Annotated in this window: 18 protein-coding genes and 1 pseudogene; 9 read left to right on the forward strand and 10 right to left on the reverse strand. The window is 36.1% G+C overall.

Annotation, left to right across the window (positions count from 1 at the left end):
- Positions 1-106: 106 nt before the first annotated feature.
- From TY13_RS12290 to TY13_RS12320, 7 genes are all read left to right on the forward strand, one after another.
- Complete coding sequence (locus tag TY13_RS12290; protein ID WP_052344325.1) at positions 107-967, forward strand: MurR/RpiR family transcriptional regulator; 861 nt, start codon at positions 107-109, stop codon at positions 965-967.
- Positions 968-972: 5 nt separating this feature from the next.
- Positions 973-2,109, forward strand: coding sequence for an amidohydrolase (locus TY13_RS12295; RefSeq protein WP_042476341.1), 1,137 nt, complete (start codon positions 973-975; stop codon positions 2,107-2,109).
- Complete coding sequence (locus TY13_RS12300; RefSeq protein WP_042476345.1) at positions 2,106-2,915, forward strand: GCN5 family acetyltransferase; 810 nt, start codon at positions 2,106-2,108, stop codon at positions 2,913-2,915. Before TY13_RS12295 ends, TY13_RS12300 begins: the two co-directional genes overlap by 4 nt.
- A complete protein-coding gene (gene menC / locus TY13_RS12305) occupies positions 2,916-4,022 on the forward strand; it encodes an o-succinylbenzoate synthase (RefSeq protein WP_042476349.1) in 1,107 nt (368 codons plus the stop codon).
- A gap of 347 nt (positions 4,023-4,369) precedes the next feature.
- Positions 4,370-5,428, forward strand: a complete 1,059-nt coding sequence (locus TY13_RS12310) for a YkvI family membrane protein (protein ID WP_042476352.1) — start codon at positions 4,370-4,372, stop codon at positions 5,426-5,428.
- A 115-nt stretch (positions 5,429-5,543) separates the two neighbouring features.
- Entirely contained in the window at positions 5,544-5,969 is a 426-nt protein-coding gene (locus TY13_RS12315) for a GNAT family N-acetyltransferase (protein WP_042476354.1), read from the forward strand.
- A 120-nt stretch (positions 5,970-6,089) separates the two neighbouring features.
- On the forward strand, positions 6,090-6,914 hold the full coding sequence (locus tag TY13_RS12320; protein WP_042476357.1) for a methyl-accepting chemotaxis protein: 825 nt from the start codon (positions 6,090-6,092) through the stop codon (positions 6,912-6,914).
- 162 nt (positions 6,915-7,076) lie between these two features.
- Here the strand turns inward: TY13_RS12320 and TY13_RS12325 are convergent, their stop codons facing one another.
- The 9 genes and pseudogenes from TY13_RS12325 to sstT all read right to left on the reverse strand — a co-directional run bounded on the left by TY13_RS12325 (position 7,077) and on the right by sstT (position 20,968).
- Positions 7,077-7,583: a hypothetical protein gene (locus tag TY13_RS12325; protein WP_052344326.1), complete on the reverse strand. Its 507-nt coding sequence runs from the start codon at positions 7,581-7,583 to the stop codon at positions 7,077-7,079.
- A 224-nt stretch (positions 7,584-7,807) separates the two neighbouring features.
- A complete protein-coding gene (locus TY13_RS12330) occupies positions 7,808-11,011 on the reverse strand; it encodes an AAA family ATPase (protein ID WP_042476360.1) in 3,204 nt (1,067 codons plus the stop codon).
- Positions 11,008-11,676, reverse strand: a complete 669-nt coding sequence (locus tag TY13_RS12335; protein ID WP_042476363.1) for a hypothetical protein — start codon at positions 11,674-11,676, stop codon at positions 11,008-11,010. The genes TY13_RS12330 and TY13_RS12335 overlap by 4 nt, the downstream gene beginning before the upstream one ends.
- Positions 11,630-13,039, reverse strand: a complete 1,410-nt coding sequence (locus TY13_RS12340) for a hypothetical protein (protein ID WP_042476365.1) — start codon at positions 13,037-13,039, stop codon at positions 11,630-11,632. Before TY13_RS12340 ends, TY13_RS12335 begins: the two co-directional genes overlap by 47 nt.
- Complete coding sequence (locus tag TY13_RS12345; RefSeq protein WP_042476369.1) at positions 13,021-13,248, reverse strand: toprim domain-containing protein; 228 nt, start codon at positions 13,246-13,248, stop codon at positions 13,021-13,023. Before TY13_RS12345 ends, TY13_RS12340 begins: the two co-directional genes overlap by 19 nt.
- A 190-nt stretch (positions 13,249-13,438) precedes the next feature.
- Positions 13,439-15,628, reverse strand: coding sequence for an ATP-dependent helicase (locus TY13_RS12350; RefSeq protein ID WP_042476372.1), 2,190 nt, complete (start codon positions 15,626-15,628; stop codon positions 13,439-13,441).
- 214 nt (positions 15,629-15,842) lie between these two features.
- Positions 15,843-16,679 (reverse strand): GNAT family N-acetyltransferase, encoded by an 837-nt coding sequence (locus TY13_RS12355; protein WP_042476373.1) that lies wholly within the window; start codon positions 16,677-16,679, stop codon positions 15,843-15,845.
- 154 nt (positions 16,680-16,833) lie between these two features.
- Positions 16,834-18,405, reverse strand: a pseudogene (locus TY13_RS12360) (endonuclease MutS2); the annotation flags it as partial.
- Positions 18,406-19,759: 1,354 nt separating this feature from the next.
- Positions 19,760-20,968 (reverse strand): serine/threonine transporter SstT, encoded by a 1,209-nt coding sequence (sstT, locus tag TY13_RS12365; RefSeq protein ID WP_042476376.1) that lies wholly within the window; start codon positions 20,966-20,968, stop codon positions 19,760-19,762.
- A gap of 223 nt (positions 20,969-21,191) precedes the next feature.
- Here sstT and TY13_RS12370 point away from each other — a divergent pair, with 223 nt between their 5' ends.
- Both TY13_RS12370 and TY13_RS12375 read left to right on the forward strand, forming a co-directional pair.
- A complete protein-coding gene (locus TY13_RS12370) occupies positions 21,192-21,710 on the forward strand; it encodes a sigma-70 family RNA polymerase sigma factor (RefSeq protein ID WP_081796986.1) in 519 nt (172 codons plus the stop codon).
- Positions 21,703-23,238: a S26 family signal peptidase gene (locus tag TY13_RS12375; RefSeq protein ID WP_042476379.1), complete on the forward strand. Its 1,536-nt coding sequence runs from the start codon at positions 21,703-21,705 to the stop codon at positions 23,236-23,238. The genes TY13_RS12370 and TY13_RS12375 overlap by 8 nt, the downstream gene beginning before the upstream one ends.
- A gap of 40 nt (positions 23,239-23,278) precedes the next feature.
- Here the strand turns inward: TY13_RS12375 and TY13_RS12380 are convergent, their stop codons facing one another.
- Positions 23,279-23,917 carry a hypothetical protein gene (locus TY13_RS12380; RefSeq protein ID WP_042476382.1) on the reverse strand — a complete coding sequence of 213 codons (639 nt, stop codon included), beginning with the start codon at positions 23,915-23,917 and terminating at the stop codon, positions 23,279-23,281.
- Positions 23,918-23,998: the final 81 nt, after the last annotated feature.

Consider the following 23,998-nt stretch of genomic DNA (forward strand, 5'->3'; position numbering starts at 1 on the left):
AATTCTATTTGAAAGAAATTTCAGAAAATTAATTGCACCTTTATGCTATTTATGATAAATTGAAGTTTATACTTCAGTTTATTAAAAATGAAGGAGTGACTTCCTTTTGATACCAATTAAAAAGAAAATCGAGCAGCATTTTAATACACTATCAAAGTCACAGCAAAAAGTGGCAAATTTTGTGTTAAATAACCCAACTTTTATTAGTATGCACTCTGCTGCAGAAGTCGGCAAAAAATCTGGCGCAAGTGAAACAACCGTTATACGCTTTTGCTATTCGATTGGCTTAGATGGCTACGCACAGCTACAAAAAGAATGGACGAAATATTTACTTGAGCATAGTACAAACAGCACTTTAGGCAATTATGTTTCATCTAAAGAAGCATTAGCGAGTGAACAGCAGCTTTGTGAAAAAGTAATGAAACAAATGGGTAAACAAATTGCAAACGCAGCATCTCAAATTGACCCTCAGCAATTCTACAAGGCAACAAAAAAAATCCACGAAGCTAAAACAATTTATTTAATCGGAGCTGGTGGTTCTAGTTTTGCCGCACAATGGTTACAGTTCACACTTAATATGCTGCGCCCAAATGTTAAGCTCGTACAAACCGATACGAGCACGCTTATTCGAACATTGCAGGAAATCGATGAAACGGCGGTTGCTATCATTATTTCTTTACACCGTTATTACAAAGAGCCAATTCAAATTGCCGAGCAGTTTCATAAGCGGGGTGCTTATACAATTGGGATTACCGATACGAACGTTGCACCGATTCATCAATACGTTCATGAAGCATTTGTCTTGCAACAGATGGAACTCTCAACAATTGATTTAATGCCTGTACTAATGGCATTTCTCAATACATTAGTTGCTGGCATGATGTCTCATGATATCCCATACTATAATCAGCAACGGGTTAATTACGATGATTTTCAAAATAGCTTTCTAGCAAACAGGTGGAGTTGAATAATATGACAGTACAAACAATTACAGAGCAAATGGAAAAAGTTTTTGCTCATTTACATGCAAATCCAGAAATTAGTTGGCAGGAAGTTGGAACAACTGCCTACATAGCACAACTTTTAAAGGAGGAAGGCTTAGAACCACATACTTTCAAAAATATGACAGGACTTTATGTTGATATCGGAAAAGGCATCCCAAAGATTGGCTTCCGCACTGATATGGATGCACTTTGGCAAGAGGTTGATGGTGAGTTTAAGGCAAATCATTCTTGTGGACATGATGGTCATATGACGGTGGCTATTGGCGTAGCATTATTATTAAACAAGCAAAAAGACACTTTACCTAGCGCAGTTCGAATCATTTTCCAGCCTGCTGAAGAAAAAGGCCAAGGTGCAAAGGCGATAATGGAGCAAGGTGTTACCGAGTCTCTTGAATATTTATTTGGTACACATGTACGACCGCTAGTAGAAATTCCAGATGGTGTTCATACGCCTGCCCTTTATCATGGGGCTGCCAAAATGTTTACAGGAACAATTACAGGTATCGAGTCACATGGTGCTCGTCCTGAGTTAGGAATCAACGCTATTGAAGTGGCGGCTGCTCTTGTCGATGCGATTAAGCGTCATTGGATTAGCCCTACACAATCAGCATCAATAAAAATGACACAGCTTCAAGCTGGCGGCTCATCCGCAAATATTATTCCTGGTAATGCAACATTTAGCATTGATGCACGTGCACAAACAAATGAAACCATGGAGGCATTGACAGATGGATTTAATAAAGCTGTTGCAGCAGTCAGTACGCTGTATGGCGCAAAAATTGAAACTACTTGTGTAGCTCATATTGTTGCAGCACAAGTTAACGATGAGGCAAAAGCCATTATGAAACAAGCGATTATCGAAACTGTTGGTGAAGAAAATTGTGCTGGAGATGTTGTTACACCAGGTGGAGAGGATTTCCACTTTTATTCCTACAAGCAGCCACATTTGAAAACAACAATGCTTGGATTAGGCTGTGGTGTTACACCTGGCTTGCATCATCCACTTATGACCTTTAATAAAGAGCGTCTATATGTTGGTGCTAAAATTATTACGAAGGCATTATTACTAGCATTACAGCAAGTAGAAAGAAGCGAGCACTCATGATTTTGATTAAAGAGTTAACAACCATTGAAGAAATGGAGTTAGTGCAGCAGTTAGAGTATAAAGTATGGGGCATCTCCCCCATTCCAACGCATCAAACATTCACTGCTGTGAAAAATGGTGGTATCATCGTTGGTGCTTTCGATGCGGAGCAGTTAGTTGGCTTTAGCTATGGCTTCGCAGGCATGAAAAATGGGAAAAGCTATTTATGCTCTCATATGCTTGGAATTGATGATGCCTATCGCTCACAGCAAATTGGCGAGCGCCTAAAGCTTGTGCAACGCGATATTGCAATTCAAAAAGGCTACGATTTAATGACTTGGACATACGATCCATTAGAAACACGTAACGGCTTTTTAAATTTATCGAAGCTCAATGGCATTTGCGATACGTATATTGAAAACTGCTATGGTGAAATGCAGGATGGCTTTAATAAAGGGTTGCCTACTGATCGTTTTGAGGTACATTGGCATTTAACAAGCAATTATGTAGTGAACAAGCATCAACCTTTAGCGCAAGAGCCTATTTCTCTTGGTGATATAATAACAGATGAACAAGGTCTACCAGCTATACAGTTAATAGCACTTGGACATTACGATGCCCAAAGCTATTCCTTACCTGTTCCACAGGATTTTCAAAAATTAAAAGGGCAAAATAATACGCTTGCCATGCATTGGCGCCTTACTACGCGTAAAATTTTTCAAAAGCTATTTGCGGCAGGCTATGTAGCCGTTCGTATAGAAAAGCTATCACAATGGAATCAATATATTTTTGTACAAAAAGCTACTTTGGCACTGGAGGAAGCATAAATGAAAATTACTGAAATGACGATACGCCATTTACAAATGGAGCTAAAATCCCCTTTTACAACGAGCTTCGGCACTTTTACTACTAAAAACTTTTTGCTTTTAGAGGCGAAGGATGAATCAGGCAAAATTGGCTGGGGCGAATCTGTTGCCTTTGATTCTCCTTGGTATAACGAGGAAACATTAAAAACGAACTGGCATATGCTTGAAGATTTTTTAATCCCTCTTATTTTAAATAAAGAAATCTCACACCCAGATGAAGTAAGTGAGATTTTCGCAGCAATCCGTAAAAATAATATGGCAAAATCGACGATTGAGGGCGCTGTCTGGGATATTTATGCACAGCAAACAAAACAATCATTAGCACAGGCACTTGGTGGGACGAAGGATAAAATCGAAGTGGGCATTAGTATCGGCATTCAAAATTCTATTGAAGAGCTTGTCCAATTAGTTGATGGCTATGTAAAAGAGGGCTACAAGCGGATAAAAGTAAAAGTAAAACCAGGCTGGGATGTTGAAGTAATGCGGACATTACGCAATACGTTCCCTAATGTGGCGATTATGGCGGATGCCAACTCGGCATATAGCCTAGAGGATATAGAATTATTAAAGCAGTTAGATGAATTTAATTTAACAATGATTGAGCAACCTTTAGCTTCAGATGATATTATTGACCATGCTAAATTACAGCAGCAGGTCTCAACACCAATTTGTCTAGATGAAAGTATTCATTCGCTTGAAGACGCTCGCAAAGCAATTGAGCTTGGTGCTACAAAAATTATTAATATTAAAATTGGTCGTGTTGGCGGCTTAACAGAGGCGAAGAAAATTCATGATTATTGTGCAGCAGCAGGTATTCCTGTTTGGTGTGGTGGTATGCTGGAATCTGGCGTAGGTCGCGCGCACAATGTTGCGCTAACAACACTTTCAAACTTCATCCTACCTGGTGACACAGCAAGCTCTAACCGCTACTGGGAAAAGGATATTATCGAACCAGAAGTTGTGGCTGAAGACGGCTATATTCAAGTCCCACAAGAAATAGGTATCGGCTATGAGGTAAATCGAGAAACGGTTGAAGCTTACACTGTTGCGAAAAAGGTGTACCGCTAGTTTTTAAAATTTGATTTACTATTATATCAATTACGCCTTGGCGAAATTGCGTCCAGATTTTTTTCGAGCGAGCTCGAAAAAAATCTGTGACATCCGCCGGAGGCTTTGGGGCAACACGATGTTGGTCACTCAGTCTTTGCCATAGAATGTGGTGTTCTTAGACTGACTTCCTCTTTCTCAGTGAGTGTTTGGACACCCATTGAATCAAAGACTAGATAAGCATTCATCTCGCCACCTGTGGAGGTGGAAGTTTTCTACTGAATCAAGATAAAGGGACGTAGCTCCGTCTCTTTATCTAACCTATCTTAAAATTTCAGAATTTTCAAAATAAAATTGAGGGTGAAAATATGAAGAAAAGTTTACAAATTGGTGGCGCATTTGTTGGATTAATTGTCGGGGCAGGCTTTGCATCAGGACAAGAAATCATGCAATTTTTTACGAGCTTTGGCTTAATCGGCATTGTCGGGGCACTATTCGCAACATTTGCCTTTTCATTTTTAGGAATGACACTAGCCCAGCTTGGCTCAAAGCTTCAAACTACATCACATAAAGGTGTTATTTACTACATGGGCGGGCGCTATCTTGGGCTTGTGCTAGACTTTTTAATTACCTTTTTCTTATTTGGTGTGGCGGTGGTTATGTTCGCTGGCTCTGGTGCAACATTTCATCAAATGTTTGGCATCCCAACAGTGGTTGGGAGTATTATTATGGTCTGTTTAACAATTGGTACATTGCTATTGAATGTAAAAAACATTATTAATGTAATTGCCATTCTTACACCTTATTTAATGGCTGTCATTTTTATAATTTTAATCTATTCATTATTTACAATGGACCTTTCCCTTTCAGAAGCGAATAGCATTGCAAAAGCACAACAATCAGCAAGCACCAATTGGTTAGTAAGTGCATTGTTATATGTTTCATACAATATTGCAGCAGGTGCTGCGATGCTTATCGTTATGGGAGGCACTGTCAAAGACCGTAAAGTAGCAGGGATGGGTGGTATCTTCGGTGGAATTATGCTTGGGGCATTGATTATTTTAATCAATGTAACAATGTTTGTAAAAATAGATGTTGTCGCAGGTGTTGATATGCCTACACTCGCATTGGCAAAACAAATTCATCCATTCGTCGGTGTTTTAATGGCAATCGCATTGCTTGGTATGATGTATAACACGGCTGTCGGTATGTTCTACGCATTCACAGTACGCTTTATCGAACCCAATCACCAAATGTTTAAGCCAGCAGTGGTTATCGTTGGTACCGCAGGCTTCCTGGCAAGTTTTATAGGCTTTACAAATTTAGTAGGTAAAGTGTATGCCACAATGGGCTATTTAGGCTTTGTTCTTATTCTTGTAATTGTTGTTGCATGGTTGCGAAAGGATAGTAAAAAACTAGTTTCATAATCAAAATAACCGCCCTTCAACATGATGGGCGGTTATTTAAATATTGCTATCTAAAATTTTATAGTTTCTTTATAATGATAATATGAACTATTTGGAAAACAAGGAGACAAACATTATGAGCTACAGCATAATACAGGAATTAGATAACAAAAAAAAAGCTGCTGTTAACAAAAAGCTTTACGAATACAATCTAGAGCACTTCTCTGATGATTTAAGTGGTAGATATAAAGAAATCAATTTATTTATTATGGATGAAAATAATGAAGTATGTGGCGGAATTTTAGGGGAAATTTGCTGGAATTGGCTTGAAATACATGTCTTAATACTCGATGAACAATTGCGTAGTCTAGGCTTCGGTTCAAAACTACTAACAAAGATTGAACAAATTGCTATAGATAATGATTGTGATTTTGTAAAAGTAGATACTTTAAGCTTCCAAGCATTAGATTTTTATAAAAAGCATGGCTATCAAGTTTATGGTACTTTAAATAATGTAGGTCGAGAGCATCAGCATTATTATTTGCAGAAAAATCTTAAATAAAACGTTCTCATTTCTACTATTTTTATATTTTTGCTAATTAGTTATTTAGTATTATGTATTGTTATGTTAAAGTAAAATTAATTATTACCATTGTATTAACGAAACTTGGAGGAATTAAGCATGAATATTATCGAAGCACTTGCAATGTCAGCACCTTATATTCACCTTGCCTTAAAAGAAGAAGCGATAGTAGCTGTCTGTCGAAAAGAAGATAATAAAATGATTAAATATTTAGCTGGTAAACGAGTAGATACTGGTTATAAAGATGGAGATCAAATTAACACAAGCGATGAAAATGTGTTTCTTGCATTTAACGGAAAAAATGCAGATGTTATTATTCCAGAAGATGTATATGGCGTTGCAGTAAATGCTTTCTCATTCCCAATCAAAGAAAATGGTAAAGTTGTAGGCGCACTTGCTTTCGGTTTACCAATCGATAGTGCTGTAAAGCTTGAAAAGTATATGGACCAAATGAATACGATTGTCACAAGCCTACAAGATAAAGTACATACAATCGCTTCTCACTCTGAAGAGTTGGCCGCGACAAGTGAGGAGATTAATCGTCAAGCTCAGCATGCATTAGAGGATGCCGAAAAGACAAATGCCATTACAGATTTAATTAAAAGTATTTCTCGTCAAACAAACTTACTTGGCTTAAATGCTTCAATCGAAGCAGCTCGCGCTGGTCAACATGGTGCAGGCTTCAACATCGTAGCACAGGAAGTTCGTAAAATGTCTCAAGAAACATCGAGTGCAACTGAAAATATTGAAGGCTCGTTAAAAAATATTAACCGCAACCTAGAAAATTTAAAACAAAATATGGGACAAATAAACGAGGCTACAAATGAGCAAGCTCAGCTAGTTCAAGATTTTAGCGAAATTATTGAAGAATTAACGGTTCTAAGCCATGAGATGAAAGCATTCATGCAAAGTACATTAAAATAAAGAAAAGCGGCTTTATCCTTTTTTGAAGGAGATGAGCCGCTTTTTTAAGCTTAGCTAATTAGCCACCCAGCCTCAATTACAAAAAGGAAATAATTTAATCCGAAAAGATACGATATTAGAAAATTCAAATGAGGTCTTATACATATGCAGTTAAATAAATACTTAAGAGGATAACTTATACTTCAAAAAGAAAATATTTTTTTCATTTTCAGTAATTTTGTGCGCGTGGAATTGTAATACATCATGAATTTTATCCGATGCCTCTTGCTGAAGTTTTATTGTATATTCAAACATCTCACCTAGACTACCATTTGTTTTTTCCAATGCTTCCACGCGAGACTCTACATTTCCTAGTCGTTCCTTTACATCGGCAAGATCTGTTTCTACATTTTCCAGACGCACTTCCACATCGGCAAGTCTTGTCTCTACTTTTTCGAGGCGTACCTCCACATCTGCGAGTCTTGTCTCTACTTTATCGAGGCGTACCTCCACATCTGCAAGTCTTGTCTCTACTTTTTCGAGGCGCACTTCCACATCTGCGAGTCTTGTCTCTACTTTTTCTAAACCCTCCTCCACTCGATTAAAGCGTTTATTCATATTTTGTTTCATGCCATCAACACTCACTACAAGCTGTTGTAACACGTCCATTATTATGTTTTCAGTGTTCATTTTCTTCACCTCCCCCTCTTCTAAATTATAGCATAGAAATATTGATGGCTTAATAGAGAAAAACAACTGAAGAGAAAGAAGATGTTCACATACTTTCCCTTCAGCCTACTGTTATTCTATTAAAATCTCGCGTGTGCTTTCCCGTTTTGCAATTATTTTATTTGTCTAACTAACCAATCCATCCGATATTTTGAAGCTTTTCTTCAACTAGGCATTCTTATAAGCTATCCTTCTTTCCTCTCCACTCCTCTAATAAAGCTTTGTGGAATAGAAGAATTATGTTCGATAATAAATGCTTTTGAGAAATAATTATAGTAGGAGCTATCATGACCTTTTGGTGATAAAATAATTAGCTTACGCTTTAGCTCCTTCGCATATAAATCAAATACTTTATCCTTACGCTCGTCGTCTAATGCACTATCGAATTCATCAAGCACAATATAGCTTGGTGAAATGGATAAGTTTTGTAGTAAAGCTAATGCAAAAAGCAAGGAACTTAGTGATTCCTCACCACCAGAAACACCTTTTCCTACTTTACCATGTCGAGCTTTTAAGCTAACATCTTCCATGTCACCACCATGACCAATTTTACGTGCCTTTACAAAAAGTAAGTATTTAATGCGACCTGTCTTTTTTTCTTCTACTCTCTCTTTTTCAATTTTCCCTTCAAAATAGAACTGATCCATATATTTTTGGAAAAGTAAATTGATTTTAGTTAAATGCATATTAATAGTCGTTTCGAGCTTGTCCTCATTTTCTGCTGCTCGATTAGCATTTTCCTCAAGAAGTATTTCAGCGGTTGCAAGCTCATTTTTCTTACGGTCAAAATCATTTTTCATAACTTCATAGTTTTTCTCTGCATTCACATTTACCTTTTCAGTTCGCGCGTTTTCAAAGGCAGCTGCATACTGCTCTTGACCATTTCGTAACGTTTCCTTACTCAACGTTATTGATACCGCCTCATCAATAACATATGCTTCTTGTGGCAAAATTTGCTCTAGCTCATGCAGTTTAATTGTTAAAGATTCTTTCTCAACATCTAATATATCTATTCTTTCATTAGTATGACTTATCTTCAAATTATTTTTTGTTAAATTTTCTTCAACGAACTCCACATCCGCCTGACATTTTCTGGTTTCGATACTTTGAAGCTGTACTTCACTTGTTTTGTTCTCTAATTTCGATACAAAATGTCCTCGCTGCTGATTAAGTAGCTTTACATTTTGCTGGGCTGTATTTAATTGTTCTTCTAGCTGCTGTAACTGCCTTTGCTGCGCTGCTGCCGCTCCGAGCTCCTCATAAATTTGACATTCCTTTATTAATAATTTAAATTCATGTTCTATGCTTACTAGCTGCTTCTGTGTTTCGTGCTGCTCTTTCTCCGTATCATTTTGTGTATCGTAAATCGAAGATAGTTGCTCGTCCAACTGTTCTAACTGCTTTTTATAGCGACCCAGCTCTCCTTCACGCAACAAAATGCTTTCCGCCTCTTGGATTTCACGCTTTGCTCCGTATAATTGCTGAATAATTGTTTGGTTATTATCATATTGTTGATCTAGCTTAGCTTTCGCTTGCTTCAAGCTAACTAATATATTTTCTTGCTCTTGTAGCATTTGCTGAATAGCGACATCACTTAAAATATATTGCAGTTGCTCCTGTGCTCCTCGGCTACCACGTTCATCAATTAAAATGCCGTTTTTGATTTGCGGTGCTTTAATAAAAAATTGCTCAACCCACCATAATGCCTTATTCGCATAGTTTTGCAGTTGCTCTGATAAATCGCTCCGCATTTGTAAGCCAAGCTGAGGGAGATTTACGATAATACGGTCTGGTACAACTTGCTTTAACGGCACATAATATAAGTCATTAATAGGTCTATAGCTAGAACCATTATAAAAAATCGTATATTTAATCGCTTCAATTTTCTCCTCTAATTTTAAGGAAGCGTTTGGCGCAAGCTCAAGTAATTCCCGTAATGTATAAGCTTCCATACCTTTTTTACGTAAATCCTGAAGCCCTTGCTGCTGGCGTGTAGATCTTACTTGCTTTTTTTGCAATTGCTGAATCATCTGCTCGCTCTTATTTATTCTAGGCACGATGGATTGCTGCTCTTTAAAGATTTCTTCCAGTTTTATATTTGCTTGTTTAATCTGTGATTCAATATGGCTACTGCTCGTATACAAGTCTACATCCTTATACGCTTTTTCAAGCTGCTGTTGGAAACTGTGATAATTTGCCTCTATTTTGGCACTTTCCTTCATTATCTTTTGTTCTTGCTCCTTTAAGCTTTGCGCAAGCTGCTGCAATTGCTCCTCCTGTTCCTCTAGTTGCTTTTTCGTCGCTACGACATCATCGTATTTAGCAAAGGTTGTTTCTTCATCAAAACGCAGGAGCTTTGCTTTTTCAGAAATCGCTTCAAGCTGCTGCAATAATTGATTGCACTCTTTTTGCAGCTCTGATTCCTTGCCTTGCCATTCTTTTAGTTCTGCTTTTTTCTCTGTTAACTGCTTTACAATTTCCGCGTTTTCATCTTCTAAATTTTTTAAACGCTGTATAGCAACCTCTTTCTGGTGCTTACATACCTCTTGCTGTTGTAGTAGCCCCTTTTTCTCTTCTTTGAGCTGTAACAAAACCGCACGTTCCTTCTCCAGCTCATTCGTAAATTTTCGCAGTAGCACTGTCGTAAATGTATAGTATTTGCTACCATTCTCGATTAAACGTCGACGATTATTTTTAAAATTATTAAAATCGTTTTCAGCAACTCTTAAATTAGACTCTGCTGCTCTTACAATGGAGGATAGCTGCTCAATTTCACGTTCCACTTCTCTCACACTTTCTAGCGCAGCCTCCCACTGCTTTTGCATATCTGTAATATGAAACATATTGCTAAATTGACGAAAGCGTTCCTCTGGATTCATCGCAGCAAATTGATTTACTTCCTGCTGGTACCAAATTAAATAATATAAATCTGGATCAATTTTATATTTATTTTGTAAATCTTCTTTATAAGCGCTAAAATTACGCCCCATCGTATTACCAGATGTATAGGAAATGACATTTGTTAGATGCTCCTCCGTCTCACCTGTTAAAACACGATATTCCTTTTGAATTACGCCGTTTTTTACAGGTTGATGGACAATTAACTCAAAGGCAATAAAAGGTGGGCCATCAATGCGTGTCGACCCTTCATTTTTAAATATAAGTGCCATTCTTGCATTCCATGGCTTATCCGCCGCTAGATTATTCGAACGCAAGCCTTCAATATCAACCTTAGCTGAATAAAAAATTGCTCCAATACAAAAAGTTAATGTTGATTTTCCAACACCATTCGGTCCTGTAATAAGTATGTGTTCATGAGCCTCCCCAAGGGCAATACTACGCGATGCATAGTCGCGGACGCCATGTATTTTCAATACATATGGAATCATTGCTCATCCTCCTCCACATACAAATTATAGCGTTTGAAAAATTTCATTACTTCTTCTTTATTCAACTTCGTCTCTTGTGCAAATTCTACAGTACGATGTAAAAATGAGTCCGAAAATAAATGTACACCAATTGTTGTAAGCTGATACGCTTCTTCAGAGGATTCTGTATAATCCTCAACAGCACCAACTTTTTTCAATTGGTCAATATTCATCTTCATTTTTCGATTCGCATTTAATGATTCATGCCCAAAATCAAGTAAGAGCTGGTGCAATAATGTAAACGCATGCCCCAGAACTTCTTGCTGATAAAACATATATAACAAAATGGCTAATGCTTCGTGGCTTAATGTTGATTTCGCATTATTGGCTGTAACACGCATCATCGCTACAATGCGATCACGTCGCTCATCATACACAATTTTAAAATAACGCTGCACCGCTCCATTCACACGTTGAATAAAAGAATGCAATGCTTCATCATCATTTTTAATGTTTAAAATTTTCTCTAGTTCAACACGACGTAACCCATAATTTGCTCCTTTTATTGAAGCTGATGAAGAAAACAATAGCTGCATAAAAGCAAGCTCCTCCTCTGTTGTTAAATAACCCTTTAGTTGATTAATCATCGCTAGTGAGCTTGCGTATGGTATATCGTTTATCGTCATCATCTATCCACTCCCATTCCTTGTCAAAGTCCTGCGTTTCAGCCTTTGCTTGTGTCTCTATTTTGTTATTGCTTGTTAAAGCAGATAGTGCTAGCATGGATAAAATCGCATCATGCCACTTGTTTGAGCTGGATTCTACAATTAACTGCTCAATTTCTGTTTTACCTTGTTCTTCTAAATAGTCTTCGATTTTTGAAGTATCGATTTGTGCCTTTGTCATTTGCCAATTCACCGACTCAAACACTTCCCCTATTGAGCTATTCACTACCTCAACATCTTCATATATAGGTTCCTCAATCTCTTCTATATCTCCCTCAAGCTTTGGCTCATAGGTTTCTAAATATTGTACTGCATAATGAACATCCTCCTTGCCAATTTGTGCAGCAAATTTTACTGGTAACCACAAGCCATCAAATGTTTCATCCTTATATTGATTTTGCTCCATAAAACTAAAAATATCGTGTGTTGTTGGAATATTCGAGTGCAGTGGTGGCTCATATATCGATAAAATAAAATTACGCACCTTCTCCGGCGAAATCGTTTCCTCTATTGGTGTCAGTTGCATATTAACAAAGCGAATATATTTTGTTAACACACTTAAGCTTAAGGCTGTTCCTTTGGTCATTGTAGCTGTTCCACGATGGATTAAATTGCTCATGACAAGGCTTTCCTCTAATGTTTGAAACTGTGCTAAACGCTCAGTCATTTTCTCCTCAAGTTCCTGCATTAATTGATTAATTTGCTTAAGCTGAGGCAAAGCATTACGATCTGCTAAAAATTCTAATTGACGACTTTCAAGCTGTTCAATTGCTTGCTCGACATTATAAATCATCGAAGCAATTTTATTGCCTCCTGATATCCCTTTATCATCATAGGCTGCACTAATCTCTGCATCACGCCTCGCTTGAAATAGTGAGCGACCAATATCGTCCTGCAAATAATAAGCAAGTGCATCATTTCCCATCCGAATTAAGCCATCCATTAGGCGTTTTCCACGGTCCATCAGCTTAATGTGTCGCGTTTGTTTCATTACCCAGTTATTGCGCTCTAAAATATGCAATACTCGCTGAATCGTTTGCATAGTTGGTGGCTCATCATCATTTGTATATATGCTCCGATAGCGGTAATAAAGCGTATCTTCATTATCTATTGGATCACGAATCCCTAATGATGCCTCGTTCAGCAATTGAATAATATTTAAAAAACGAATAATTTCAGGAGGTGAATCGTACATTTTTTCTGTACTTAAATCCTTCAAAACAGCGGACAAAGAAGCTAAATCTCGCATTGATTTCATAAACTCTGCTGAAAAATAATCGCTTTGGAAAATTGAAATTGGCGTATTTACACCCATGCCTTCCATTGCTCTACACCTCCTAATTGCTGTTCCTGTTCATGCTGTCCCTCATGTAGAAGCCATTTCTCATATTGCTCAATATTTGTAAATAGCTGCCCATCACGCCCAATAATTTTATATGGACAGTGTAGAAGATTAATAGCTTTCTTAGCAATCGTTAATCCCGCTTCATCATAATCTGTCCATATTATTACTAAATTATCCTTATGCTGCATGACAAATCACTCCTTTTAATCATGCTGAAGCTATTATTTTTAATTATACTATTTTTCCATATACTTGTTAAAATACTTAATTTAAGAAAAAACATCCTTCCTCAGATAACTAGAGAAAAGATGCAAAGTTTCGATTCGCCTGAAAAGTACTGAAATGATTATTAGGAAAAGCAGAGTACCTAGAAAGGTCTTACTCTACTAACTCTATCAAACCATGCTCAATACAAATTGCGATTTGTAGCTTTTTAATATTTTGCGAAAATTGAATTTCGATTGTTTCAGTATCGCAGGAAATAATTTTACCATTACCGAAAACATGGTGCTTTATTATAGTGCCGTTTTTTAACAAATTTTTATCCTTCAGCGCATTGGGGTTATTTCGCTTATGCTCTTTCGGTTTAGATACTTTATATTGTGTGCTTGGAATTCGATATTGCTCGGTATGCTTTATGGATTGGTTCACAATCCTTTTTACATGTTTCCAAAACTGTGAAGCATCTACATTTTTCTCGAACTTCCTTGAATACGTAACGAGCTGCAAATTGTGAATCGCTCTTGTCATACCTACGTAAAAAAGCCTCACCTCTTCTTCTCTTTCTTCTTTCCAATCTTCCGATTTGTCATCGTCTTTTGGGAATACTGATGGAATAACACCATCGATTAAATCAATCATATAGACGTTTTCAAACTCTAAGCCTTTTGAGCTATGAAATGTAGAAAAGGTTACAGCATTTTTACCTCGATATTTTTTTGATTCCTTCATTACTGCATCTAAATATTTTAATCTTTCAGCAAACTCCTTCATTGTACTAGTACTTTCAGCAATCATTGCTAACGTATTTAAAATATCAAATAAGCTGTCAGCGTTATAACCGAACCTTTTGCTTCCATTTTCGATAACCGAATCAAGTCCTAATTCTTTACGAATAATTCGAATTACCTCTTTAATCGTGCAAGTTTTTATTTTTTCATAGGATTTTTTATACCCTTCAATATATGGCTTTTGGTAATTTTGCAAATTCGGCAGCTGTAATAATTTATCGAAAACTGATTCGTCTCCAGGTATTCTTCTTAATTTCTCAAGCTGCTCCCTTGAAAAATAACCACCAAATTTCGTATATATTTTTTCAAAAATATCGATTCGCCGTAAATCAAAGGACAATCGCATAAAATTCAAAACATCTTCCACCAGCCAATGATTGAAAAACAGATTATCTGAATCTTTCATATAAAAAGGAATGCCCTCTCGTTCAAAATAGTCGATTAATACAATGGATGAAATATTGTTTCGATATAGAATAGCCGTATTTTTAAAGTCATTTAAATGTTTCACTTCTAGCGCTAAATGTTTTGGCTGTAAGCTGCTATTCATTAGCTGCTTAAACACAATTGGCCTGCTCTCAGGATTTTCTGTAAACATATTTTTATGATAGCGTTTATTGTTTTGTTTAATAAATTCATTTGCAGTAGCAACAATATTTTTAGATGATCTATAGTTTTGTTCCATAAAAATTATTTTCGCTGTTGGATACACATTTTTAAAATCAAGAAGATATTGAGGCTCTGCACCGCGCCAGCCGTAAATAGATTGGTCATCATCAGCTACTACGCATAAATTTTTATGTCGTTGTACAAGCTGCTCAATTATTTTATGCTGCACTAATGACGTATCTTGGCTTTCATCAGTAAGCACAAAGTCAAAGCTTCCTTGATATTTTGCGAGCAAACTTGGATTTTGCTGCAACGCATTATTAGCAATTATTAGCATATCGTCATAATCCAACAGTAGCTGCATACGATTACTCTCTTTAATGTGCTTATAGCGATCGACAATTAAGCTAAACTTAGGAATTATACTTTGAAACTCTAACCACTGCTCCTTAGGTAATAGCTTATTTTTTATATAACTGATGCTAGTAATGAGCTCCTCTAATTTGTCTTCGGTAATTCGCTCATTATTCACTTGTTTATAAATATTTCTTAAAATCGTTCTTTTATTTAAATACCTATCACTATCGCTTCCTTCAATCAATTGATAGCTAATATTTAGATTCCTAAAATGCTCTTGTACTATTTTATATGCTAGACTATGAATTGTTGAAAAATCAACTTGCGGTAGCTTCGGGAAAAATTTTTTAAATCGTTCCTTCATATCATTTGCTGAGGCTCTGCTAAAGGTCACTGCTTTGATGCGTGCAGGGTTTACTCCTTTTATTTCAATTAAATAGCCAATTTTCATAATGATTGTCGTCGTTTTCCCAGACCCAGGAGAAGCGAGTATTAGCAGAGGTCCTTCATTGCTTAATACAGCTGCCTTCTGCTTGTCATTTAATGCCACACCAAGCTCCTTTTTCTTTCGTTCAAAAAAGCCCTCATTCATCAATATAAACTCCTCCTAAAAACTCATTGTTAAAATGAGTTAATAGCCACTATTTCTTTACGCTTTTGATATGTTCATTATATAACAAGGATTAAGGGAATAACGTATTACCTGTCTTTTTCTTTTAGCTTTTAATTTTGCTAATAATATTGGAAGTATCGCTCTCACACACAAAAAAGACATTAAGAAATTCTCAATGTCTCTTTGATTCTATTTAAAATGCTAAAATCATCTCATACTGATCAACAAAACGCGTAAAACCTCTTGCTACTAAAAACCTTTTCAATGATTCACACTGACTATCTACATTTAGCAGACTCACCTTTTCCGATTCCGTATGTTTTATTAACTCTGATATAATACTTGTCGCAATGCCTTGACCACGGTACTTTTGATGAACAGCAATTTGTGGAATATCACCAGTTTTTTTATCGATAATGCCATAACCAACAATAACGTCGTTCATACGAACACCTACATAAGAAAATGACTCAGATACTGCTCGAATTGAGTCATTGGAATTTTGCCATGACGGTGTAAAATCCATAAAATCGCTAAATTGCTGCGGCTCTATTTGCTCTACTATACACGTTGTAGCGGGCACAAAATCGCTTGCACTTATTTGATAGCACTCTAATTCACGTACTACTTTGAACCCTTGCTTCTTATAAAGCTCCGTTGCCGATACATTTGCCTGAAGCACCTCTAGTAAATATTGCTGCGCCTGCTTTTCCTTCACCATCTTCGTAATACGCTTCAGCATTTCATTTGTAATTCCTTGTCTACGATATTCTGGCACAACACCTGTCCCAAGATCATAAACTGTCAGCTTCCCATCCCATTCTCTAAAGCCATTGAAGACAAAACCAACTAGCTTCTCGCCATCAAACGCCCCTAGCGAAAGCTCTGGCGTAAATCCTCGCCTTTGGAGCATTTGTTGAAAGCGTTCGAGCGGCAAATCCATTTTTACTGCATAATCTGAAAAGGCCTCAACAAAAGCCTGATGCAATATTTCCATTGCGATATTTTCTAAAATTTTATAGTTGAACATTTCGAAATCCCCCAGTAAACGTCTACACTTCTAATATATCATTTTCTTTCAATGTATTATAAAAGATGTTAGTAAACAAAAAGTACCCTTACTCAATTATATTTAACAACATGAAAGATAGTTTAAACTTCTGTTTATCTATTCATCACAATAGTTTACGAACATAAAGTTGATTCACTTTATCTAAACAATAGTTTTTATCCTTCATATAAATTTTCGCTCTTTCTAAGATGCTCTCTTGGATGCCCATTTTCTTAGAAATCCATAGAGCGTTGCTATTTCCAGAGGTGCCTATCATTAATTGATATAACGGTTCTAAAGTTTCTTGATTAAATTTCATGGCCGCATTTATAAAGTCCGGATGTAGCTCAGAGAAATTTTTTATTTCTCCATAATGAGTTGTTGCTACTGTGATACAACCTCGTTTGTAAAATTCCTCTAATATAGAGATAGCAAGTGCAGCTCCTTCATTAGGCTCTGTACCACTGCCAATTTCATCAAATAACAATAACGTATGATTATTTGCGACTTGTAAAATATCAGATAAATTTTTCACATGAGATGAAAAGGTGCTTAATGCATTTTCAATGCTTTGATTATCACCTATATCAACAAGTACATGTTGGAATAATGATATTTCTGTGCCCTCTTGTGCTGTAATGTGCAAGCCAGCCATTGTAGCTAATGTCAGTAAGCCTATCGTTTTTAATACAATTGTTTTTCCACCTGCATTTGGCCCTGTAATAATAAGTCCTCTATACTCATGGCCTAATTCAAATTGAAGTGGCACCGCAGTTTTAAATAGTAGCGGATGTTGTGCATTTACTAATTTAATATAGCCAACTTCATTTAATTTAGGTTCTATGCCATTAGTTGCTTTACTAAACTTCGCTTTTGCAAAAATCATATCATACTGACTAATAAGCTCTATATTAGTAGTGATCGCTGCAATTTTCTCGTTAAGTAAGCCAGATAAAGTAGCCAAAATTTGATATTCTTCTATCGCCTCATCAGACTTTAACATAGCTAACTCCACGTTTAATTTCGCTACTGCATTAGGCTCTATAAAAGCCGTTGAACCTTTTGATGATAGTTCAACAATTGTTCCCGAAACCTGATTTTTAAATGAAGCCTTAATCGGAATTGTAAAACGATCATTTTTTTTCGTAATAAAAAATTCTTGAATATAATCTTTATTCGCTTTATTATTTAAAAACTTATCAAGACGCTCTTTAATTTTTCCTTCTGTCATTTCGATATGCTGACGAATTTTTCTTAATTCTCGACTAGCCGCGGAATCTACACGATTACCTTTGATTGCAAAATTAATTTCTTCCTCTATTGCATTGAACTCAGTCATTGAATTTGCGTAATTTGCAAGTGTAGGAGCGAAAAATTCATTTGCTTGCATAAAGTGCTTGATTTTTCGACAGCCACGTAAAAAGTCGGAAATACTAAGTAATTCTCTGGGCTCAAGTATAATTCCTTTATCTATTTTTTGTATTAGATTTTCTATATTTGAAATACCATGTAACGGAATATGCCCATTCGCATCTAGTAGAACGCATGCCTCCGTTGTTTCATTTAAGCGTAATTTTACGACATTTATATTTGTTGAAGGGCCTAATTGATCAAGTAATTGCTTCCCTAAACTACTGACACAATACCCTTTTACTAGCTCTTTTAATTCTATAAATTGCAATTTCTCAAATGTTGTATGATTCATTGATAGTCTCCTCTTTGTAAATGATAATCAATGAAGATACCTGCATATTAGATTTCAATTAAATTTTTATACAAAAAGGCTACGGAAAAATACACCGCAGCCTTAATATCGTCAAAAGGTATATATTACAAATAGAATCTCTACTCGTTGAATAGAAAAATCAATTTGTAATATGTGCTTTTTCGAGTACTGTAGGTATCTTCATAGGTTCAAAATAACTCCATAACAAATAAAGGGCAAAAAAATCCCTTTTCAATGTTATAGCAGTTATTTCATATAATTTGTCCTATTGAATACCTGCATCACTCATGCACTTCACCTCTCAAAATTTTAAATTGAAACCTATTATTTATTAATATACACGAGTTAAGTGAAATTGTAAAATCATGAAAAGTATTTATATTGTATACAACCAAACGACAATTGGATTTTTACAGCGAACCTCGCTTGCACAAGCTTTATCATTTCATAGATACCTTACTATCTAAGGTTACTCCAAATAAAAAGCATTAGGCGCAACAAATACTATCTCCTTACTTCGCTCTTTATGACGAGACGATGGAACTTCGCATTTATTCGGAATGAAATAGGAGATTTCATCTTCTGTGAATCGCAAGTCTCCTTTAATCGAACAATCGAAATTGTAATGCTTTTTCATTTATTTAGTATTCTTATGTGATAAATCAGATAAAAAACCAAATTTATTGATACGACCATCCTGTGTTTCCCTGCCAAGGTTCTTTGTAACTACCTAAATTAAATCAAGACTGGGTGTATTATTCAGAAAAAACAACAAAATAATAAACACTATGAAAATTGGACATTATATGAGCTATTATCAGTAGCCCATATAATCCCTAATTTATCTGAGTTAAATCAAGGAGATAATAAACTTGCTAGCTGGGTCATCAGACTTGAGGAAATTATTGAGCGTTTAAAATGTAGTTACTGTAAAGAAGCATTCATAGTAAATTTACGCTATTTGTGCTTATCAGCAAGTTATAATGTGACAATCTATAGCTGTATGCATGCTAATGGAACAAGCAAACACGATTACAACGTTTATATTAATCATTGCCGTTGTTGCGCCCTGACAATTGATAGCAGAGAAAGTTGTTACAAAGTAAAGCCGAGTGGAACATATTACATCTGCATTCATTGTGGCGGCAGAGAGGAACGCCCAGACTATCGACCAGGTGATATGTACCCAGCATGCGGTAAACAAGAGAAACTCAAGAAAAAATTTGAAAATAGCAACTGGTACGAATGTAATTACTGTCACCATACTATTAAAGCAAGTAGCTAGAAAAGGGCTGTCGGAAAAGTGAATATTTCCTACAGCCCCTTCATATTTTTATTTTTTTCGCTCTTTTGCATACTCTGCTGCTGCTGTAAATACAACGTCCGATGAAGAGTTTAAGGCCGTTTCACAAGAATCCTGTACAACGCCGATAATAAAGCCGATTGCTACAACTTGCATCGCAACATCATCTGAAATACCTAACAAGCTACATGCAAGAGGTATTAATAATAATGAACCACCTGCAACACCTGATGCACCAGCTGCCGAAACTGCGGATAGTACCATTAAAATAACTGCTGTGAAAATATCTACTTCAATGCCTAGCGTATGTGCCGCTGCCATCGTTAAGACAGAAATCGTTACAGCTGCCCCCGCCATATTTATTGTTGCTCCTAAAGGAATCGATACCGCATATGTATCCTTGTTTAGCTTTAGTTTTTCAGCTAATGCCATATTTACTGGAATATTAGCCGCAGAGCTACGTGTAAAGAATGCTGTAAGCCCACTATCCTTTAAACAAGTTAAAATAAGTGGATATGGATTACGACGTGCCACAATAAAGACAATTAATGGGTTTACTACTAATGCGACAAAGAACATTGTCATTACTAAAATAACAATTAATTGCAAATACTCACGAAGTGCTTCTATACCCGTTGTCGCAATTGACTCAAAGACAATCCCCATAATTCCAAACGGTGCTAAGCTAATAATCCACTGCACAATTTTTGTCACAGCATCCGATAAATTTGCCAGCATTGTTTTAGTTGAATCATTCGATGCCTTTAATGCGATACCAAGCAACACAGCCCATGCCAAAATTCCAAGATAATTAGCATTCATAATCGCACTCACTGGATTGGAAACGATATTAAATAATAGCGATTGTAGTACTTCCATAACTCCACTTGGCGGAGCAATCTCTTGTGCACCTGTTTTTAATGTTAGCTCCGTTGGGAAAATAAAGCTTACGATTACCGCAACAAAACCAGCTAAAAATGTGCTAACTGCATAAAGCAAAATTACTGTTTTCATATTTGTAGCCTTGCCACTAACATGTGAAGCAAGCGCATTAATAACTAAGACGAATACAAGCACAGGCGCTACAGCCTTTAGTGCCCCAACAAATAATGTACCTAAAATTGTAATACCACTTACTGCATCTGGAACAGTTAATGCTAGAACAACCCCGATAATAATACCGACAAGAATTCTAGTTACAAGGTTAATACTGTTCCACTTTTCAATGACTGCCTTCATTTCTTTCCTCCATAAATCCGGGTTATTGTTTATTTATTTTAAATAATCATACATTTTATATTAGAATAATACAACTGTGTTTTTTAAGAGAACAATTAAGTATTTTTTACGAACTATGTTAAATATTATCAATCGCCCCGAGGCTTGCTAAATGAATTCTAGTTATTTTTGAAACTATTTCCATCGTTCATCCGTCTATTGCGTGAGGAAAGGAGGTTCAGCTTTGAATACAGATGAAATGAAAGAATTAATGCATTTGTATGGCGATTATCTAACGCGCCTGTCTTATGTATATGTGAAAAATTGGACAGTTGCAGAGGATATCGTACAGGATGTTTTCATTAAATATTTCCAAGCCCAGCAATATAAAGGACAGGCAAATATCAAAACATATTTAGCTAAGATGACAATACATAAAAGCTGTGATTATTTGCGCAGCATAAAAAATAGACTGCGTATTTTAGAAGGCTTTTGGAAAAATAAACAACAAACAATGCCTTCAAGTGAGCAGCAAACATTAAAAAAATTAGAGCAACACGCAATTGCCAAAGCTGTACTTGAGCTCCCTATTAAATATCGAGAAGTGATAGTACTGTTTTATTATGAGGACATGACAAGCTTAGAAATTGCGACACTATTAAATACCTCTGAAAATACCATTAAAACAAGATTAAGGCGAGGCCGAGATTTATTAAAAACATCACTAGGTGAGCTTCAATTGGGAGGTGACTTTTATGAATAATATTAAGCGGGAGCTAAAGGAAGTGCTTGAAGGCAAAACACGTTTCACGCAAAAAAATGAAAATTACGTAATTCAGCAAGTCAAGCAACCTAAAAAGAAAAGCTGGACTATTTTATTTACTGTAGCAAGCTTTGTCACATTATTAGCATTATTTATTGGCACAAGCTTATTGCAAACAGATGATAAACAGGCACAGTTTACTCGCTATTTTGAAGAAAAAATGCATGGTGTAAATTATGAAGTTATTTTTCAGCAATTTAATTATTTAAAGGATAACGATGCTCTTGTTGCCTTTATTGAATATGGAGAAGAGGAGAAAATCTTTTTAGCCTATTTTGACTATCAAAATGGATGGCAGTGGAAGCAATCAACGGGTGTACAAAGTAAGCCTTATTTAGGTAAGGAATTTTGGAGTTCAACTGTCCAAGAGCCTTTTATGTATGCTGGAATCATTGATACAACAATGATTCAACAAATTATCGTTGGCGAACAGCAAGCAACACAAATTCCTCTTCAAGATGGATTTGCCTATTGGTTTGCAATTAGTGACAAAGCTGCGCGCATTGTTGCCAAAAATAGTGATAATACATGGGAACGATTGGTAGGTGATTTATATAGTAACCTTGACCAAAAAGAACATATTCCGCTAATCGACTCATTGTCAGGACAGCAATATACAATCGAATTAACAACCGATGCAATGGAACAGGGCAATAACGAATACACACACTATCCAATTGTTGTTGACCCACAATTGGATAAATTAGAGCGTTTAGACATCATTACTTACACAGCAAGTGATGGACAGCAAAAAATCAGCCGTGTACTTGGTTTACCAGATGAAACGATTGAAATTATAAATGGCTCTGTGGTGATTAATGCAGTTGTAATACCTTATAAATATATGTTTGCAAAGATTATGGGAGATGCTGCGTATGAAAGTTATATTGGGAAATTCGGCGATTCGAAGGCTGCTAAGGAAATCTTCTTTTTTAACTATCCTACAACGCAACTTTCCGAAAAAGAAATTTTCGTAATTCCTGACAATTGGTCAGCCGATAAAATAGAGATTATCTCGCTTGAGCAAATTGATGGAAAAGTATTAGGCTATGACAGCAAAGCTATCGAAAAAACACTCTGGACAGAGCAGGAACGAAACTTATATACCGCTTTTAAAAATTCTAATGATATTGAAGTATTTCGCAATGTTGACCCACTAACCTATGTACGCGTCCAATTATATGCGCAATTTTTAGTAGATAAGCGGACCTTCTATCGCATGTATACAACAGAGCATATACAATGGACAGAGGAAGAGCATATACACCAAAACAGCTCATTTTCTCAGCTAGAGAAAGATCGCTTTACTGCAACTCAATATGCTGAATATATACAAACTGGTGATTTTCAAGTTAAAGGAAATGAAGGTGCCATCGTGTTCACCCTACCTAATGGAGATCAAAGTATGTGGCGCATGATTCAAAATAAAAATGGCATATGGCAATCAAGCTTTTTACCATTGCAATAACTTAAAGGCTGTAGGAACGATAAAACCCCTACAGTCTTTTTCACCTCACATAATCAAGCATCTTCACATCCTCAAGATAGCGCTTCAAAATAAGCATTTGTTGAGATTCTGTATCGAGTGACCAATATAGTAAATATTTAATTGGCTGATAAATAACTACTAACATCAATACAAGTGAAAAAACTTGCAATATATAGTTAATCGTTTGCTCATAATTACCGATTAATGTTGAGATAAAAGTAGTACTTGGAATAAGAATGGCTGAAATAATTCCGTACAACCATTTTCTTAGCTTTTCACTCAAGCGCAAGCCTGATAACTCGGCTTCTGCTAAGTTAATCAGCATATTTAACTGCTCAAATCTTATAATATTATTTTCTATTAATACGCTCCTCATTAATTGGATATTATTCTGAAACGTCTCCTTTTCATCTCCTAATTGATTATGAGTATTTTTATTTTTCTCATGCTTAAAATAAACTATTGATGCAGCACCGCACACAATGCCACCAACAATACATCTGAATTTCTGCGTATTTGGATATGCATAAAGTATGAAAAACATCATCATCGCAATCAAGCTAAGTGAGCATAGCCACACGTACCACTTCATGCCCTTTATAAAAAATTCTCGGTCAATATAGTGCTTAAAAAATGCTTCACTTACTACTTTCAGCAAGCGTTTACTCCTTTCCTTACAAAGCTTTTTATCATCATATGCTGCTAAAAATTATTTTTGTGTAGAATAATCAATAGATAT

This window comes from Bacillus ndiopicus, from assembly GCF_000612805.1.
In the GTDB taxonomy this organism is placed as follows: domain Bacteria; phylum Bacillota; class Bacilli; order Bacillales_A; family Planococcaceae; genus Metasolibacillus; species Metasolibacillus ndiopicus.